14 protein-coding genes are annotated in these 18,671 nt (G+C 64.4%); 9 read left to right on the plus strand and 5 right to left on the minus strand.

All coding sequences use genetic code 11. The features are described 5' to 3' along the window. Positions 1–20: 20 nt before the first annotated feature. On the minus strand, positions 21–551 hold the full coding sequence (locus QRN70_RS21290; RefSeq protein ID WP_064379129.1) for a ferritin-like domain-containing protein: 531 nt from the start codon (positions 549–551) through the stop codon (positions 21–23). A 107-nt stretch (positions 552–658) separates the two neighbouring features. Next, positions 659–1,591, minus strand: a complete 933-nt coding sequence (locus QRN70_RS21295; protein WP_285419864.1) for a LysR substrate-binding domain-containing protein — start codon at positions 1,589–1,591, stop codon at positions 659–661. A gap of 109 nt (positions 1,592–1,700) precedes the next feature. Between QRN70_RS21295 and QRN70_RS21300 the strand changes: the two genes are divergently transcribed. From QRN70_RS21300 to QRN70_RS21310, 3 genes are all read left to right on the plus strand, one after another. Then, entirely contained in the window at positions 1,701–2,339 is a 639-nt protein-coding gene (locus tag QRN70_RS21300; protein ID WP_285419865.1) for an FMN-dependent NADH-azoreductase, read from the plus strand. Next, positions 2,340–2,645, plus strand: a complete 306-nt coding sequence (locus tag QRN70_RS21305) for a DMT family transporter (protein ID WP_285419866.1) — start codon at positions 2,340–2,342, stop codon at positions 2,643–2,645. Positions 2,646–2,748: 103 nt separating this feature from the next. Further along, positions 2,749–3,639: an esterase/lipase family protein gene (locus tag QRN70_RS21310; protein ID WP_285419867.1), complete on the plus strand. Its 891-nt coding sequence runs from the start codon at positions 2,749–2,751 to the stop codon at positions 3,637–3,639. A gap of 118 nt (positions 3,640–3,757) precedes the next feature. Here QRN70_RS21310 and QRN70_RS21315 read toward each other — a convergent pair whose 3' ends face one another. Further along, positions 3,758–4,645, minus strand: a complete 888-nt coding sequence (locus QRN70_RS21315; RefSeq protein WP_285419868.1) for a DMT family transporter — start codon at positions 4,643–4,645, stop codon at positions 3,758–3,760. Between the two features lie 97 nt (positions 4,646–4,742). Between QRN70_RS21315 and QRN70_RS21320 the strand changes: the two genes are divergently transcribed. The 3 genes from QRN70_RS21320 (at position 4,743) to QRN70_RS21330 (ending at position 7,124) form a co-directional block, all read left to right on the plus strand. Beyond that, a complete protein-coding gene (locus QRN70_RS21320) occupies positions 4,743–5,537 on the plus strand; it encodes an AraC family transcriptional regulator (protein WP_285419869.1) in 795 nt (264 codons plus the stop codon). A gap of 63 nt (positions 5,538–5,600) precedes the next feature. Then, positions 5,601–5,906 (plus strand): PsiF family protein, encoded by a 306-nt coding sequence (locus tag QRN70_RS21325; RefSeq protein WP_285419870.1) that lies wholly within the window; start codon positions 5,601–5,603, stop codon positions 5,904–5,906. Positions 5,907–6,110: 204 nt separating this feature from the next. Further along, complete coding sequence (locus QRN70_RS21330; protein WP_041065570.1) at positions 6,111–7,124, plus strand: AI-2E family transporter; 1,014 nt, start codon at positions 6,111–6,113, stop codon at positions 7,122–7,124. A 158-nt stretch (positions 7,125–7,282) separates the two neighbouring features. Here QRN70_RS21330 and QRN70_RS21335 read toward each other — a convergent pair whose 3' ends face one another. Next, positions 7,283–8,551 carry an Hsp70 family protein gene (locus QRN70_RS21335; protein WP_285419871.1) on the minus strand — a complete coding sequence of 423 codons (1,269 nt, stop codon included), beginning with the start codon at positions 8,549–8,551 and terminating at the stop codon, positions 7,283–7,285. A 291-nt stretch (positions 8,552–8,842) separates the two neighbouring features. Here QRN70_RS21335 and QRN70_RS21340 point away from each other — a divergent pair, with 291 nt between their 5' ends. Together QRN70_RS21340 and QRN70_RS21345 are read left to right on the plus strand one after the other, a co-directional pair. Then, positions 8,843–9,793, plus strand: coding sequence for a DnaJ C-terminal domain-containing protein (locus tag QRN70_RS21340; protein ID WP_285419872.1), 951 nt, complete (start codon positions 8,843–8,845; stop codon positions 9,791–9,793). Between the two features lie 23 nt (positions 9,794–9,816). Then, the gene (locus QRN70_RS21345; protein WP_285419873.1) at positions 9,817–10,122 is read left to right on the plus strand and encodes a chaperone modulator CbpM; all 306 of its coding nucleotides are present in this window, start codon (positions 9,817–9,819) and stop codon (positions 10,120–10,122) included. Positions 10,123–10,255: 133 nt separating this feature from the next. Here QRN70_RS21345 and QRN70_RS21350 read toward each other — a convergent pair whose 3' ends face one another. Next, on the minus strand, positions 10,256–11,392 hold the full coding sequence (locus tag QRN70_RS21350; RefSeq protein ID WP_285419874.1) for a sensor histidine kinase: 1,137 nt from the start codon (positions 11,390–11,392) through the stop codon (positions 10,256–10,258). Positions 11,393–11,574: 182 nt separating this feature from the next. On the opposite strand from QRN70_RS21350, the gene QRN70_RS21355 reads away from it, so the two are divergent. Further along, on the plus strand, positions 11,575–18,636 hold the full coding sequence (locus QRN70_RS21355) for an NEL-type E3 ubiquitin ligase domain-containing protein (RefSeq protein WP_285419875.1): 7,062 nt from the start codon (positions 11,575–11,577) through the stop codon (positions 18,634–18,636). Positions 18,637–18,671 lie beyond the last annotated feature (35 nt).

Genomic DNA, 18,671 nt, shown 5'->3' on the forward strand with positions numbered 1-18,671 from the left:
GGAACGATCGGTCAGCGGGGTCAGAGGTCTTTGAGGATGTCCGCCATGTCGTCGGCGTGTTCTTCTTCCTGGGCGAGGATGTCTTCGAAGATGCGCCGGGTGGTCGGGTCTTTTTCGCCGATGTACTGGATGATCTCGCGGTAGCTGTCGATGGCGATCCGCTCGGCGACCAGGTCTTCGTAGACCATTTCCTTCAAGGTGTTGCCGGCCACGTACTGGGCGTGGGACATCTTCGACAGCAGGTCGGGGTTGAACTCCGGTTCGCCGCCCAGTTGCACGATGCGTTCGGCGAGGCGGTCGGCGTGTTCGGCTTCCTGGGTCGCGTGCTCGAGAAACTCGTCGGCGGCGACGTTGGCTTTCAGGCCGTTGGCCATGAAGTAGTGGCGCTTGTAGCGCAGGACGCAGACCAGCTCGGTGGCCAGCGATTCGTTGAGCAAGCGCAGCACTTCTTCACGGTTGGCGCTGTAGCTTTCGGTTACTGCGCCATTTTCCACGTGTTGCCGTGCGCGCTCGCGCAGGGTTTGTACATCAGACAAATGCAGGTCACTCATTTCAGTCTCCTGGAGGCTAATCCGATTGGCGCCACGTTCTGTGGACGTGATCGCTACCCAGGTTGTGAGTGACGGGCGAGGCAAAAAGTTTGATGTTTTTTGCTGCTTCAAATCCGCGCAGGCGACGAGCGCGGCACCAGGCCCGATGCCCGGGCTTCTTCCTCCAGCCAGGCAAAGAACGCGCGCACCGGCGGATGCCGCTCGCGCCCCGGTACGCACAGCGCGCTGTAGCCCGCACCGTCGACCTGCACCTCGCCCTTGTACGGCACCAGCAAGCCGCTGGCGACGCTCTCCGACACCAGAATATTGCTCGCCAGCACCAGGCCCTGGCCGGCAATCGCCGCCTGCAGCGCGTAGTGTTCCTCGTCGTATTCGCGCATGGCCGGTTGCTGCTGCAGCCAGTGCTCGGCCGACTGCGCGCACCACGCCTCCCAGCCGTGGGCGTAGAGCCTGGAGTTGTGCCAGCGCACGCTGATCAGCGTCGGTGTACGCCGGGCGGCCAGCGCCACTTGTTCCGGCGAGCCGTACACGCCGAACGACTCATCGAACAGGCACACGCCATAGAGGTTGGGGTAATCGTCGAGGCTGTAGCGCAACACCAGGTCGACGCTGGCGTCCTGGTGCAGGTCGATCACTTCGCAGTGGGTGTCCAGGCGCACATTGATGTTCGGGTGCCGGGCGTAAAACCGCCCGAGGCGCGGCACCAGCCACAGCGCGGCGAAGGCGGCGGTGGTCGACAGGGTCAGGCTGGCGCTGCTGCGCTGCGGGCGCAGGGTGTCGACGCTCTGCGCCACTTCCAGCAGTGCCCCGTGCAGGCTGCGGAACAGGCGCTCGCCACCCTCGGTCAGGCGCACCTGGCGCGGCAGGCGTTCGAACAAGGCGATGCCGAGCCAGTCCTCCAGGGCGCGGATCTGATGGGAAATCGCCGTCGGCGTCACCGCCAGTTCGGCGGCGGCAGCCTTGAAACTGAGCAGGCGCGAGGCGGATTCGAAGGCGCGCAGGGCGGTCAGCGGCAATGAGGCGAACATGGCCAACTCCATGGATGAAGTGAATTCATCCAGACTGATTTTTGCTCATTTGAAGGGATGCGGTGACGAGCTTCAAGCTGCAAGCCACAAGCCGTTTGATTCTAGTCCGGAGGAAACACAGATGAGAAAAATACTTGTGGTGCATGCCAGCCCGCGCGGCGAGCGTTCGCATTCGCGGCGTCTGGCGGAACATTTTCTCAATGCCTGGCAACAGCGCCACGCGCAGGCGCAGATCACCCGTCGCGAGGTTGGCCGGACGCTGATTGCGCCGGTCAACGAGGCGTTTGTCGCCGCGGCCTTTTATCCACAGCCTGAGGCGCGGCCGTTGGCGATGCAGGCCGATCTGGCGCTCAGCGATCAACTGGTCGGCGAGTTGTTCGCGCATGACCTGCTGCTGATTTCCACGCCGATGTACAACTTCAATGTGCCCAGCGGCCTCAAGGCCTGGGTCGACCAGATCGTCCGACTGGGCCTGACCTTCGACCACACCCTGGATAACGGCGTGGCCCGCTACACGCCGCTGCTGCAAGGCAAGAAGGCATTGATTGTCACCAGTCGCGGCGGTTTCGGCTTCGGCCCCGGCGGGGAGCTGGCAGCGCTCAATCACGCCGATCCCTGGTTGCGCACAGCGCTGGGCTTCATTGGCATCGATGACGTCAGCGTCGTCGCGGCCGAGGGTGAGGAGTCCGCCGAGCGCACCTTCGCGGTGTCGGTGGCCGAGGCCGAGCAGCGTCTGCTCGACCTCGCCCGGGAGTTCTAGGTGGCCTGGCTGTTCCTGCTGATCGCCGCCGGGTTCGAAGTCACCTTCGCCATGGCCATGAAGTACGCCGACGGCTTCACCCGGCCGTGGCCGTCGCTGCTCACCGTGGTGGCGGCGGTCGGCGGGATCTACTTCCTGACCCTGGCCATGCGCGAGCTGCCGGTGAGCATCGCCTATCCGGTCTGGACCGCCATCGGTTCGCTGGGCACGGTATTTCTCGGTTTCGCCCTGCTCGGCGAGAGCCTGACGTTGGTCAAACTGCTCTCGGTGGGGCTGATTGTGGCGGGCGTAGTGGGGCTGAAGTGAGGATGACCTAGACTGCTCGTCGAGTTGTCATCATCCGGGCGGATGCTTGGCGGGCGTCTTGCACGCCTTGCGTCCACTCATTGACCACAAGGATGTCTGCCCCATGTCGCAAGGTTCGGCTACGCGTTATCCGTTGGTGCTGGTGCCGGGAATGCTCGGGTTTATCCGGCTGTTGCTGTATCCGTACTGGTACGGGATCAGTCGGGCGCTGCGCCGGGGCGGGGCCACGGTGATTGCGGTACAGGTGTCGCCGCTCAATTCCAGCGAGGTGCGTGGCGAGCAATTGCTGCTGCGGATCGAGGAAATCCTGCGTGAAACCGGCGCGGCCAGGGTCAACCTGTTCGGCCACAGCCAGGGTTCGCTGACGGCGCGTTATGCGGCGGCGAAGCGGCCGGATCTGGTCGCCTCGGTGACATCGGTGGCCGGGCCCAATCACGGTTCGGAACTGGCCGATTATCTGGCGCAACACTATCCGGCGCACAGCGCCAAGGGGCGTCTTCTCGAGGCATTGCTGCGCTTCGTCGGCTGGCTGATGGCGCTGCTGGAAACCGGTTATCACGGGCCGAAGCTGCCGGTGGATATCCGCGCCTCGCATCAATCCCTGACCACTGCGGGCGTGGCGCTGTTCAACCAGCGTTATCCCCAGGGCTTGCCCGAGACCTGGGGCGGGCACGGCCCGGAAGAGGTCAACGGCGTGCGTTATTACTCGTGGTCGGGGACGTTGCAGACGGGCAAGACCGATCGCGGCGGCAATCTGTTCGACGGCACCGACCGCAGCTGCCGTTTGTTTGCGAAAACCTTCGTGCGTGAGGCGGGGCAGTGCGACGGCATGGTCGGGCGCTGTAGCTCGCATCTGGGCACGGTGATTGGCGATGACTATCCGCTGGATCACTTCGATATCGTCAACCAGTCGCTGGGGCTGGTGGGCAAGGGCGCCGATCCGCTGCGGCTGTTCGTCGAACACGCGGCGCGCCTCAAGGCAGCCGGGCTGTAGCGGCGCGACGCGTTATCGTTGTCCGCTGGCAAGCCAGCTCCTACAGTGTTTCGTGGCGTATACAGAAGTTGTGTTCGACACGACCCTGTGGAGCTGGCTTGCCCGCGATGGCGCCGGGTCAGGCAACGCTGATTTTGCGGCCCAGCACGGTGGTCCAGCGCTCGGACAGAATCACCCCGCCCAGCGTCAACACCCCGCCCACCAGGTGATACAGCGCCAACGTTTCCTTCAACACCAGCGCCGCAATCAGCGCGGTAATCAGCGGCAGCAAGTTGAAGAACAGCGTCGTGCGGCTCGGCCCCAGGCGTTGCACCGCCTGCATCCACGCCAGCGGCGCAAGCATCGAGGCCAGCAGGCAGGCGTACAGCACCAGTGGCATGTTGTGCACGGTCAGCCCGGTTTTCGGCGAGGCGGCATACAGCGGAAACAGCACCACCACCGCCACCAGCACCTGCAAGTACAGCAACACCAGCGGCGGCAGGCGCAACTGCCATTTCTTCAGCAAGGTGCTGTAGATCGCATAGGCCAGGGTGGCGATCAGCATCATCGCGTCGCCCAGGTTGACCCCGTGTTGCAGCAACGCGCTGAGGCTGCCGGACGATACCACCACCAACACCCCGGCAAATGACAGCAGCGCACCGACCAGTGCTCCGGCGGTGAGGCGCTGGCCGAGGCTGGCGATTGCCATGGCCAGCGACATCAGTGGCATCAGCGAGAGAATGATGCCCATATTGGTGGCGCTGGTCAGGGTCGCAGCGAAGTAGGCCAGGCTCTGATACACCGCCATGCCGAGCACGCCGAGCACGAAGATCCTGCCCAGGTTCGGGCGAATCTGCGGCCAGTGCGCAATCACCCGCTTGAGCATGAACGGGGTAAACAGCAGGCCGGCCAGCAGCCAGCGGTAAAAGCCGATCTCGGCGGGGAAGATCGCACCGACCGCGAGTTTGTTGATCACGGTGTTGCCGGCCCAGATAAAAATCGCCAGCAGGGGAAACGCGTATTGCATGGGGGGAAAACCAGAACGTTGATGAAGGCTGATTATCGCTTGTCTGGATGCAGGCCTATACTGCGAACCAGACAACCTGCCCCTGATTCCGGACAGCATGAACAGCAAACACATCGACCTGCTGGATTTCAGCGAACTGCCCTCGGCGGTGTATTTCCGCTACGCCGACTTCGCGACCCATGAGTACGCCGCACCGCACCGCCACCCGTGGGGCACCCTGGAATACGCCGCCCACGGCGTGTTGCACATGGACGTCGGCGGTAGCCGTTTCATGTCGCCGCCGCAATACGCGGTGTGGGTGCCGCCGCAGGTCGAGCACAGTTTCTACAGCCATCAACCGGTCAACTACCGGGCCGTATGCCTGGCGCCACCGGTCTGCGCCGAACTGCCGGCGCAGGCCTGCACACTGGCCATCAGTGACATCCTCAAGGCGATTCTCAAGGACTTCGCCGCCCGCGACGTGAAGATCCCCGCGCTCGACGCCGACCAGCGCCTGGCCCAGGTGCTGGTCGACCAGTTGCAGCAGGCGCCCGTGCACGAGTGCTACCTGCCGTACGCCAGCAGCCCTGGCTTGCTGGCGATCCTCGAGACCTTGCAGCACGATCCCGGCAACAACCAGCCGTTGGCGCACTGGGCGGCGCAGGTGCATGTCAGCGAGCGCACCCTGGCGCGGCAGTTCGTCCGCGAGCTGGGCATGAGTTTCGGCGAGTGGCGCCAGCGCCTGCGCTACCTGGCGGCGATCGAGGCGCTGGAAAGTGCGCGCAGCGTGCAGGAGATTGCTTTCGATCTGGGTTACAGCAGTGGTTCGGCGTTCATCGCCATGTTCGCCCGGCAGGCCGGATGCACGCCGGAGCAGTACCGGCGCAGTCACCAGGAAGGCAGGAAGGTGTAACAAGCTTTGACTACACTGCCGGAGAGGCCGCATCCATCGATGCGGCGACAAGGAGAAAACTCCATGAAGATGTTGCGTGTGCCTTTGCTGATGATCGGTCTGCTGCTGTGCTCCCAGGGTTTCGCCGCCACGGCGCAACAGAACAAGATGACCACGTGCAACGCCGACGCCACGGCCAAGAGCCTCAAGGGCGACGAGCGCAAAGCGTTCATGAGCACCTGCCTCAAGGCTGCACCGGCGGCCAACGATGCCAAGGCCCTGACCCCGCAGCAGGAAAAAATGAAAACCTGCAACGCCGAGGCGAAAACCAAAGCGCTGACCGGCGATGCGCGCAAGACCTTCATGAGTGATTGCCTGAAGAAAAAGTAATCAGCAAGGATTTGCGGTGAACGGGCCGGCCTCTTCGCGAGCAGGTCCGCTCCCCCATTGAAATGCGCACCCCTTGTGGCAGCGAGCCTGCTCGCGAAGGCGCCATTGAGCGCGACGACACTCTGCGCCCCTGCATATCCCTAGTGCTCCCCTCGGATCGCTGGCAGACTGCCCATCCTTGTTCGCCGTTCGTTTTGAGGCTGTATGCCAACGTTTTCTGAGCGTCATGTTGTGTTCTGGGTCAGTTGCATCATCATTTTTGGCGGCCTGCTGCTGGCATTGCCGCTGCGCTTGTTGCCGAGTCTGCTCGCCGGGTTGCTGGTGTTCGAGCTGGTCAACATGCTCACCCCGCAACTGCAACGCTTGATCGAAGGTCGGCGGGCGCGCTGGCTGGCGGTGGCGCTGCTGGGTACCCTGGTGGTCAGTGTGCTGGCGCTGATCTTTGCCGGGGCCATCAGTTTCCTGCTGCACGAAGCGGAAAATCCGGGCGCCTCGCTCGACAAATTCATGGGTGTGGTCGACCGCGCGCGCGGGCAACTGCCGCCGTTTCTCGATGCCTACCTGCCGGCCAGTGCTGCGGAATTTCGCGTGGCCATCGGCGAATGGGCGAGCAAGCATCTGTCCGAGCTGCAACTGGTGGGCAAGGATGCGGCGCACATGTTCGTCACCCTGCTGATCGGCATGGTCCTCGGCGCGATCATTGCCCTGCAGCGAGTGCCGGACCTGACCAAGCGCAAACCGCTGGCCGCCGCGCTGTTCGACCGTCTGCACCTGGTGGTTCAAGCCTTTCGCAACATCGTCTTCGCGCAGATCAAGATTTCCCTGCTGAACACGTTCTTCACCGCCATTTTCCTTGTGGTGGTCCTGCCGCTGTTCGGCATCAAGCTGCCGCTGACCAAGACCCTGATCGTCCTGACGTTCCTGCTCGGCCTGCTGCCGGTGATCGGCAATCTGATGTCGAACACACTGATCACCATCGTCGGCCTGTCGCTGTCGATCTGGGTGGCGGTGGCCGCGCTCGGTTACCTGATCTTTATCCACAAGCTGGAATACTTCCTCAACGCGCGCATCGTCGGCGGGCAGATCAGTGCCAAGTCGTGGGAGCTGCTGTTGGCGATGCTGGTGTTCGAAGCCGCGTTCGGCCTGCCCGGGGTGGTGGCAGGGCCGATTTATTACGCGTACCTGAAGAGCGAGTTGAAGCTGGGCGGGATGGTTTAAGCGACAGCTTCGAGTTGCAAGCTGCAAGCTACAAGTCAAGGGCAAAGGCGGAACCGCTGCTGATCCTGCTTGCAGCTCGTAGCTCGTAGCTCGTAGCTTGCAGCTTGCAGCTTGCAGCTTGCAGCTTGCAGCTTGCAGCTCGTAGTTTGTAGCTGGCGTTAAACGCCGTAACGTTTCATGGCTTCAATCGCCAGGCCGCTGCCAATGCTGCCGAAGATGTTGCCTTCGACATGTCGCGCGTTCGGCAGCATCGCCGAGACGCTGTTGCGCAGCGCCGGGATGCCGCTCGAACCGCCGGTGAAGAACACCGTATCGACCTGACCCACCGACACGTTGGCATCGTTCAACAGTTGCGTGACGCTGCCGCGTACGCGCTCGAGCAAGGCGTCGATCGACGACTCGAACAGGGCGCGGCTCAGCTCCACGCTCAGGCCCGGTTCGATGCGATCCAGCGGCACGTGGCGGCTGTCGGCGTGGGTCAGCTGGATCTTGGTTTCTTCGACTTCCATCGCCAGCCAGTGCCCGGCGCGCTGTTCGATCAGCTTGAACAGGCGATCGATGCCACCGGTGTCCTCGATGTCGTAGCGCATGCTGCCCAGGGCCAGGGTCGACTTCTGCGAATACACCGAGTTGATGGTGTGCCAGGTCGCCAGGTTCATGTGGTGGCTGGTCGGCATGTAGGCGCCGCTTTTCATCCGGCTGCCATAACCGAACAGTGGCATCAGGCCTTGCAGGCTCAGTTGCTTGTCGAAGTCGGTACCGCCGATGTGCACGCCGCCGGTGGCGAGGATGTCGTCGTGGCGGTTGTCCATGCCGCGCCGCTCGGGCGACAGGCGCACCAGGGAGAAGTCCGAGGTACCACCGCCGATGTCGACGATCAGCACCAGTTCCTCTTTCTCGATGGTCGACTCGTAGTCGAATGCGGCGGCGATCGGTTCGTACTGGAACGACACGTCCTTGAAACCGAGCTTGCGCGCCACTTCCACCAAGGTGTCTTCGGCTTCCTGGTCGGCCAGCGGGTCGTCGTCGACGAAAAACACCGGACGGCCCAGAACCACTTGCTCGAATTCCCGACCGGCGGCTGCTTCGGCGCGGCTCTTGAGCTGGCCGATGAACAGGCCGAGCAGATCCTTGAACGGCATCGCGGTGCCGAGCACGCTGGTGTCGTGCTTGATCAGCTTGGAACCGAGCAGGCTCTTGAGCGAGCGCATCAGCCGGCCTTCGTAGCCTTCCAGGTATTCGTGCAGCGCCAGGCGACCGTAGACCGGGCGGCGCTCCTCGATATTGAAGAAGACCACCGACGGCAGGGTGATCTTGTCGTCTTCCAGCGCGATCATCGTTTCCATGCCGGGGCGCAGCCAGCCGACGGTGGAGTTGGACGTGCCGAAGTCGATGCCGCAGGCACGGGCTGGAGAGGCGTCTTTCATGTCTTTCGGTTCCGGTCAAAAAAACGGCCGCGCAGTGTATGTCAGTGCGCGACAGATTCGAAGGCCGGTCATCCGCTATTTCGCGACTAAGCTTCTTGAAAGTCGCCGCTTTGCCCCAAACTTGCTGGCATGGGCCGGCAGACATACCGGCGGTCGCAAGAACCGCTGACCACTGCCGATAAACTTTCTGCTGCGCCACCCGGTCACACACTTGAGATCGGTCAACCCGGCACGCGCAAACAGGCGCATGCTGAGACGGCGCGAAATCGATAACGGATGGTGACTCCTTCGATGGACTTCAAAGACTATTACAAGATACTCGGCGTGGAGCCGACGGCTGACGACAAGGCGATCAAGGCGGCCTATCGCAAGCTGGCGCGCAAATACCACCCCGATGTCAGCAAGGAAAAGGACGCCGAGGCCAAGTTCAAGGACGCCTCGGAAGCCTATGAAGCGCTGAAAAGCGCCGACAAGCGCGCCGAATACGACGACCTGCGCCGTTACGGTCAGCACGGTCAGCCGTTCCAGGGCCCGCCGGGCTGGCAGAGCCGTGGCGGTTTTGGCGGCGGCGGTGGCGACACCGGCGACTTCTCGGACTTCTTCAGTTCGATCTTTGGCAATCGCGGCCCCGGTTTCGGTGGCGGTGAGGGCCGGCAATCACGCAGTACAGGGCGCCGAGGGCAGGACGTGGAAATGGAATTGCCGATCTTCCTCGAAGAAACCCTGGCCAACGAATCGAAGAAAGTCACCTTCCAGGTGCCGCAGTACAACGCCAACGGCCAGCACGTCAGCAACACCAGCAAAAGCCTGAACGTGAAGATTCCGGCCGGCGTCACCGATGGCGAGCGCATCCGCCTCAAGGGCCAGGGCGCGCCGGGCGTCGGTGGCGGTGCCAATGGCGACCTGTACCTGACGATCCGTTTCGCCCCGCACCCGAAATTCGATGTCGAAGGCGAGAACCTGATCATCACCCTGCCGCTGGCCCCGTGGGAGCTGGCGCTGGGCACCGAGGTGGCTGTGCCGACCCTGACCGGCAAGATCAACCTCAAGGTTCCGGCCGGCAGCCAGAACGGCCAGCGCATGCGCGCCAAGGGCCATGGCCTGAAAAACAAGGCCGGCGAGCGCGGCTATCTGTTCGTCCAGCTCAAGGCCGTGATGCCGAAGGCGGCGGACGACGAGGTCAAGGCGCTGTGGCAGGAACTGGCGAAGAAAGCCGCCTTCAATCCGCGAGAGAACTTCTGAACCCAGCGACGGAGTAGCCCATCATGAGCAGCCCCCTGATCGTTCAACTGGACATGGCAGAATTCTGTGAGGCGGCCGACCTGTCGGACGTCTACGTGATCGAAATCGTCGAACACGGCATCCTCGAACCTCAGGGCGCGCAGCCCCGGGAATGGCGGTTCACCGATTACGAACTGACCCTGGCCAAGCGCGCCGCCAAGCTGCGGCGCGACCTGGAGCTGGAATGGGAAGGCGTCGCCCTGGCGCTCGACCTGCTTGAAGAAGTGCATGAACTGCGGGCCGAAAACCGCATGCTCAGGCAGCGGCTGGGGCGTCTTGTGGTTGATTGAGGCGGCTCGCCTTCCTGCATTCGTCTAGGGCCAGACGCGGCGGGAGCTGTTCGCATCGGTTGGTGGCTGGAAGGACCGCAGCCTCGTTGCTCTCGTTCCTGCCCCGGCTTGCATGGCCCCTGTGTGCAGGCGTCTAGGCCGGCTGCGCCGTCCGCGGCAGTATCACGGTGAACACCGTGCCCTGGTTAGCATTGGAGCTGACCTCGATTGTCCCGCCATGGGCGGTGACCACTTCCTTGACGATGAACAGGCCCAGGCCGAGGCTGGTCGACGGCTGCCCGAGTTCTTCGGCGGCGCTGCGCACCAGCGGGTCGAAGATCGTGCCGATGGCTTCCTCTGGAATCGGCGTGCCGTCGTTGTGCACCACCAGTTGCACCGAATCGCCATCGCCGCGCAGGTCGAGGGTCACCTCGCGCGGGTCCGCGCCGTGCTGCAAGGCGTTGCCGATCAGGTTCTGCAACAGCTGGTCGAGGCGTCCGGCATCCCAGCGGCCACGGGTATCGCCGCTGACGGTCAGGGTCGGGTCGCTTCCCGGATTGCCGGCGCAGGCTTCGGCGATGGCGGCGCGGGCGGCGTCGGCCAGGTCCATCGGCGCCGGGCTGATCGGCAGGCTGCGGCCGAGACGGCTGCGCACCAGCTCGAGCAGATCGCTGACCATGGCCGCCATGTGCCGTGAACCCTGCTTGATATGCAGCGCGCAGTTGAGAGCGTCGTCCGCCAGGGTGGCCCTGCGCATCAGCAGATCGATCGACATGGTCACTGCCTGCAACGGTGCGCGCAGGTCGTGGCCGAGGATGGCGAGGAAGATGTCCCGCGAGCGATTGACCTGCTCGGCGTAGGCCGCCGTCGATTCGGCGAGCGCCTCGTCGATGGCTTCGTTGAAACGGATCATGTCCTGGAAGTAGGCGAGGTCCGGTGATTCCAGCGAGTCGACCCACAGACGGATCACGCAGGCGCGCAAGTGGCGGAACTCCGAGGTCATCTGCACCAGGTCGAAACCGACGTTGTGCCGCAACTCGCCGTGGCTGGCCCCGGCCTCGTCGAGGCTCGGGGTTTTCTCCGGGCCTTCGCCGCGCGCCTTGGCCATCTGTTCGCTGGTGGTCTGCGTGGTGCTCATGTCGCGCGCGGCGGCCAGCAGAATGGCCCGGGCATGATCGCGCAGCGCTGCGCGGTCCATGGTCTGCGCCGCCGGGGTAATCGTTTTAGCGAACTGTTCCCATTCTTCGACAATGTGATCCGCGTGTTGCCTGATGAAGTCGGGTAAACGCATGACCGGAATTCCTGAAAAAATCGCATTGGGCGTGTCGAATAGTAGCCCCTTTGAAGCGGAAAAGTAGGGCCGTCGATGCGCGGGTTTCGCCACGGTGAAATGTCCGCTCGCCTATATCTATGTACCGCCGGCCAATGGCCGCGAAATGGTGTTCTGGTGCTCCACTTCAAAGGAGCGACACCATGTCGGATACCCCCGTTTCCGGCCGGCCCGAGCGCCAGCCGACCGCCACCGAAACCCGCCCTGCCAGGCCGCCGGCGAGCCGCAGCATTCACGCCGGGATCCTCGAGCAAGCCATCCCGGACTGGCTGACCGAGGCCAGCCCGCAGCGGCGGGCGGCGCTGAAAGCCGCCGACAGCCCGTTGCCGGACTGGTATCGGCAAGCCTCGGCGGCGCAGCGCAAGGCCCTCGACGCGGCCCTTACCGCCCATTTCAGTGCGCAGAATCAGCTCGACCAGGCGCTGGTCTGGCTGCAGGACATCGACACCTTCGCCGCGCCGCTGCTGCGCCAGGCGCTGAAAGCGCAGCACAACATCGAACCGGACCTCGACAAGACTTTCCTGGTGCTGCGCAAACCCGTGGAGGTGGGCATTCTCGGCGTCGATATCGACAGTTTCGAAGTGCTCAACCTGCCGCTGTTGCAGGCGGCCCTGCACAATTTCGAGGCCGCGGAGTGCGAACCGGGCGCGTTCCACGCGTCTTCCGGATTCCGCGCAACGCATGACAGCTCCGGCGAGATGCAAGGGCTCGACCTGGCGCTGACCATCGAGCAGTTCACCACGCTGTGCCGTACGCTGGATGTCGGCAAGCAATATCAGGCTTACCTCGAGGAGCACTTGCATCCCAAGGACAGCGCCGTCGAAACCGCGCTGCGCGAGGCCTTCACCGGCGTGCAGAAGGCGGCCCTGCGGGTGGCCGCCGAGCGGGCGGTGCTGGAAAAGCACATCGAGGCGAAGGATCACACCTCGATCCTGGAGATCATCGACGGCCAGCTCGATCCGCGCCAGGGCGACAAGCGTATCTGGTTCCGCGACCTGGGCCTGATGGATCAGCGCATGACCGGCTGCATCTGGTTTTCCATCGGGCGCAAATTCCACCACAACCCGAATACCGAAGACGTCCTGCTGTACATCCCCAACGACCCCGAGCAGCCGCTCAAGCGTTATCAGGGCAAAGCGCTGCGCGCCTCGTTCAAGCAGCGCTTCACCGCCCGTGGCGGCCTGAGCGCGGGGGATCCGAGCCCGACCGCCTACCAGCGCTTTTTCAGCCAGTTCGTCGCCTATGGCGATCTTCCGCGCTATTTCAGTCAGTTCACCGACGACACCGCGGATCAGAGCTTCGGTGACCGGCTCGCGCCGTTCGCGGCGCTGCTCAATGATCTGGTCAAGGGCATCAACCCGTTCTCCTTCTGGATCGGGGTCAAGGAGTTGCCGCCACCGCGTGCCGTGCCGCAGGTGCCGAACGACGATCCCTATCTGGCGCCGCTGGGCATGGCGCGCAAAGGCGCTGGCCGCTGGGCCGACAACGTCGATCCGTTCAATTACCTGTTCGATCAGTACCGCAGCAAATTGCTCGATGACGCCCGGCACCACGCCGTGCCGACGGCGGATGTCGATGCCCGGGTGCGTTCGCGCAAGTTCTCCTCGCTGCTCAACATCGGCATGCTGGTGCTGACGGCAATTTCGATGTTCGTCCCGGTACTCGGCGAAATCATGATGGGGGTGATGCTCGCGCCGCTGCTGAAGGAAGCCTTCACCGGCATCGACGAGTGGAGCCGGGGGGATCGCAAGGCGGCCAAGACGCACCTGCTCGACGTTGCCGAAAACCTGCTGGTGCTGGCGCTCACCGTCGGTGCCGGCAAGGGCCTGGCCAGGCTGACGGCGGTGAAGGCCGAGCCGCTGATCGAAGACATGCACCCGGTGACCCTGCCGAACGGCAAGACCCGCCTGTGGAAGGCGGACTTGCAGGGCTACGAGTCCGACGTCGGCTTCACCGCCGACGTCAGTCCCGACGCCAGCGGCCAGTACGAGCTGAACGGCAAGCATTACCTGCGCCTCGAGGGCAAATACTACGAGCAGTTCTACGACCCGCAGGTGGCCAAGTGGCGCATCCGCCACCCTTCCGATGCCGAGGCCTACCAGCCGCTGCTGGAGCATAACCGCGCCGGCGCGTGGCGCCTGACCCAGGAGCGGCCGCTGACCTGGGACCGCCTCAAGTTGCTGCGGCGCATGGGCCACCGTGTCGCGGCCTATTCCGACGAGCAATTGCTGAAGATCGGCGAAATCAGCGGCCTGAGCGACAGTGCGCTGCGCAAGATGCATGTCGACAATGCCCTGCCGCCACCGCAACTGACCGAGGCCATGCGCCTGTTCGAGGCCGACCTGGGGGTCGAGCAAGTGATTGAACAGGTGGCCAGCGGGCAGGCCACCGACGGCCGCTACCTGTGCATCCTGCCGTTGCTCACGGAGATGCCGCGCTGGCCCCGGGGGCGGGTGCTGGAGGTGTTCGAAAACACCGACCTGACGGGCGACCCGGTCAAGTACGGCGGCGAACGCCTGGTACCGGAGGAGCCGCTAAAGGCGCCGATCCGTATCAGCCGGGCCGACCTGCGCAGCGGCGAACTGCTGACGCGGGTGCTGGCGACGCTCGACGAGGCGGAGATCCTCCGCCTGCTGGGCGGTGAGCCGGCGCGGGTACGCGAGCTGCGCCCGGAGGAATTGCGCAAGCAACTGGTGGATTACGCGCGTACCCGGCGCCCGGCGCTGTTTGAAATCCTGCATAAGCGCAGCGAGCCGACGAACGCCCGTGTCGAGCGCTTGCAACGGGTCTGCCCGGGGCTCAGCGAGCCTGCCGCGCAAGCCGTGCTGGCGCAGAGCAGCGGCGAAGAACTGACGCGCCTGGACAGCTCGGCGCAAGTGCCGTTGCACCTGCAGGAAATGGCGCGCTTCTACGCCCGCGAAGGGCGCCTGACCCGGGCGTTCGCCGGGCTCTACAGTGAAAACATGGCATTGCCCGACAGCGCGCGGCTGGCTCTGCATGCGCTGGCGAAGCTGCCCGGCTGGCCGGACAACCTGCGCCTGGAGATCCGCAGCAGTGGCATCGAAGGACCGCTGATCGACGGCATCGGCAGCCCCTCCGCGGCGCTGCGCAAGTATCTGGTCAAGCGCGGCCCGTCCTATCAGGCGTTCAACGAACGCGGCGAAAGCCTGAACTCGCTGCCGCCCTATGGCGACAATTTCTACGCCTCGATCATGCATGCCCTGCCGGACGAAGCGCGCACCGCCCTGGGCATCGCCGAGGTGGGGCGCAGTGCCGAGTTGCAGCAGGCGCTCATCGATCACGCCACCGGCCAGCGCGGCGAGTCCTTGCAGGTGCTGGAGGGCGCGCGCACGCCCAGGGCACCGTCGCGCATTGCGCCGACCCAGCTTGGCTACCCGGCCAGCGGTGAGGGGCCGGGCCTGGCGCCGACCCTGGTGGCGCGGGTGCGCGACGTCTATACCGGGTTGACGGACGAGCAGGCCAGGGCATTTGTCCTTGAGCAATGGCGTGCCGGCCAGACCGAGCAGCAGATCATGAGCCTGCTCAACAACAAGCTGCGCGAGTGGGACAGCTTGGACGCGGCGCTGACGCAGTGGTGTGAAGCCGTGCCGCGAGGGCTTTCGGCCACGCTCAGAGGCCGCGAATTCATCGCCATGCGCATCAGGACCTGCTGGCGCATGGCGCCCGTGGCCGACCAATTCCCGCAATTCAGCCGGCTCGACATCGTCACCGGAGACGCGTTGCCGGCGTTGACCGCCGACTTCTCGCACATCCGCGAATTGACCCTGATGGCCCCCGGCGCGACGAATCTGCTGGCGCGTTTTGCCAATGTGGAAAAACTGGTGTTGTCGGAGCCGGCAATCAACGCCAGCAGCCTGTTCGACGTATTGGCGCCGTTGCAAAAACTCAAGGAACTGAACATCGGCCTGTCATCCATGGAGGGGCTGTCAGCCAATCTGGCGCGTGTGCCTGGCCTGGAGAAACTCGATCTGCTGGTGCTGCCCTTGAGTGGGCAACCTGCGGCGGCCGAAGTCCTCGATGTCAGCGCACTGCGCAATCTGCAAAGCCTGGTCGTGAGCAATGAAAACATGCGTGAATGGCCCGGCGGGGTCCTCGATCTGCCGCAGCTGCAGCACCTCGACCTGCGCAGCACCGGCGTCGATTCGCTGCCGGCGCCGATTTACACGGGACACGAAACGCTGCTGAGCGGCCTGTCGCTGAAATGGTCGGCATTCTCCCGTGACGCCTTCCGGCCGGTGTATCAGCACTTGATCGAGCAGCCGCTGCGCGCCGGTGATCTGGACGGCATGCTCAAGCAATACTGTCGTGGCCAGTTCAAGCGTTTCGGCGGGGTGCTGCCGAGCTTTTACGAGGAACTGGCCGAGCCGTTCGTCGAACGCTGGCCGGATCTGGCCCAGCGCTACGAAGCCATCGAAGCCCTGGGCGATCAGTACGCAGCACTGGAGCGCTTCGATAGCTGGGTCGGCGACCCGTTCGATTTGCACCATGGCGGCTATGTGCGCTCGGCGCTGGCACAGGCGTTGAAGTCCAACTGGCGCGCCGGCGTGTTGCAACGCTTCAACACGGCCGGCAGCCACCGCTTGAACATATTCGCTGCCGGCCAGGCGCCCGTGCTGGAGTTGGCCGGCGTCGGGGTCGATACGTTGCCGACGCTACCGGCCGAGGGCTTCAGCCATGTCACCACGCTGCGCCTGAAGGGCTTTCGCCTGCCCGCCGCGGCGCTGCGTGAGTTCCTGCGCACGTTCAGCAACGTCAAGACCCTGTCGCTCAAGGACTGTGGTCTCGGCGAGCTGCCGCTGCACGGCGCCGACCTGCCCGCGCTTGAGCACCTCGACCTGCACGGCAACCCGCTGACCACCCTCGACGTCAGTGCGTTGCCCGGGCTCAAGGCGCTCGACCTCAGCCGGACAGCGCTGCGCGAGTGGCCCGGTGGCACGGAAAACCTCACGCAGTTGAACCTGCTGGACCTGCGCAACAGCCAGATCAGCACGATCCCGGCGGCGGTGCTCGCGCGCGACGAACTGCTGATCAACAGCAATCTCACCGGCGCCCCGCTGACTGCGCCGGCGCAAGCCGAGCTGGCCGCCGCCCGGCTGCGTATCGAGCAGGCCAGAGGCTTGCAGACGGGCACGCTGGGGCGGTTTTCCCAGGACGTGATGCCGAGTGAATTTCCGCCGCGCGAGACCGGGTCTTCGATCATGCGCCGACTGTTGCCGCTGCTGCCGGCGCTGGAAGAGGGGGCCGACCAGCCGACGCTGGTCAAGCGCCTGCAAACGCTTGATCCGCGCTTGTCCGAGGAGCAGGCGACGCAAGCCATCGAGCGCCTGCGCAACGAGCGCATGACCGAGGCACAGATTGGCCGGCGCCTGGACAGCTGGTACACGACCCATGAAGCCTTGACCCGACGCCTCAACGACTGGCTGTACATCCGCGAAACCCGCGGCGACGGCTGGCAGATCTCCTCGCATACCCGTCGGCTGGCCGCACAACGCATCATCGACTGCTGGCTCGATGGGTTGATCGCTCCGAGCGGGATGGCCGACACGGCACTCAGCCTGGATGGCCTGCAACTGGGCGACTTGCCCGCGCTGCCGCTGGAGTTCGGCCATGTCGGTGAGCTGGATCTGACCGGTGTGCGCCTGTCCGACCAAGGCTCGAACAACTTCCTCGAGGCGTTCCCCAACCTGACGACCCTGCGCCTCAATGGCCAGGCGTTGGAGGCGCTGCCCGGCGCCGTCGCGCAAATGAGCCAGCTGGAGCGCCTGGAGCTTTCCGGTGTGGGCCTTGTCGATCCGTCCTCGCTGTATTTCACCCTGGCCACCATGGACAACCTGCAATGGCTCGACTTGAGCAACAACGTGCTGGAGACCTTCAGCGTCGAGCTGTTCGATCGGCTGCGCGGCCTGGACCTGCGCAACAACCGCTTGCGCGCGTGGCCGGACGGTGTGCTCGACGCCACCTCGCTGACGTCGTTGAACCTCAGTGGCAATGCCATTGTGGCGATTCCCGAGGGCGCGCTGGATGGCTCGCACCCGGTATTGATCGAGGGCACCGACCTGTCGGATAACCGCCTGTCGCTGGAGAGTCTGCAACGCCTGTACGAATACACCGGCGAGGAGGAAAACGGCCTGGTACTGGGCATGCCTTTCGCCGACATCGTGCGCATGATGGACGACTATGTCAGCGGTTCCGAAGGCGAATCCAGCAGTGAAACCGACAGCGAAAATGAAGACGGGGCCGGCAACGCCGAAGACACGGACAGTGACACGGCCAGCGAGGTCGAGGAGGACATTGCGGATCTGGCCCAGCAAGCCTTGTTGGCGCAACTGCGGCCGTGGCTGGAGAACCTGCCGGCCGAAGAGATCGCCGCCAGGCGCGCCACCTGGGCGCACCTGGCGGCGGAACCGGGCAATGGCAACTTCTTCCATCTATTGAACCTGATGCGCATCACCGAAGAGTTCCGCCTGCACCGTGCCGATCTGACCCGACGGGTCTGGGGCATCCTCGAGGCGGCGGAGCAGCACGGCGACTTGCGCCAGGATCTGTTCGAGCAGTCCCGTACCCACGACACGTGCATCGATGGCCGCACGCTGGCACTCAGTGAACTCGAGGTTCGGGTCTACGTGTACAACGCCTTGCTCGACGTCGCGCCGGGCCTCGAGCAGAAAGGCCAGGCCTTGCTCACCCTGTCGCGGCGACTGTTCCGTCTCGATACCGTCGAAAACCTGGCGCGCGAGGCGGGACGGCAGGATCCGGATGTGGCGGAAGTGCGCCTGCGCTACCGTATCGGCCTGACGGGCGGCTGGCCGGATGGCCTGACCCTGCCGGGACAACCGCGTTCGATGAGCTTTCGCCGACCGCTGGATGGCGAGGAGTTGACGACGGCCCGCCAGCAGGTGCTGGACGCGGAAAACTCCGAGCGTTTCTATGAAGTGCTGATCAGCCGCGACTACTGGGTGGCGTACCTCGAGGAACGCTATCCGCAGGTGTTTGCCGAACTGCGGCAACGCGCCGATGCCAACCTGGCGGCTGTCGAGGAGCGGCATGCCGACCTCAACAGCGCGGCCTACAGCGAAGACCTGAACATGGTCGGCATTGAAAATGCCACCGCGAAGAATCTGCGCATGATCGAGCTGTCCCGCCAGGAGGTACAAGCCAACGCCTTGGCTGCAGGCAACGCGTAATCACGCCCGCGGCGCGGACAGGAAATTCCATGTCC

It is taken from the genome of Pseudomonas sp. efr-133-TYG-5 (assembly GCF_030209175.1).
Taxonomy (GTDB): domain Bacteria; phylum Pseudomonadota; class Gammaproteobacteria; order Pseudomonadales; family Pseudomonadaceae; genus Aquipseudomonas.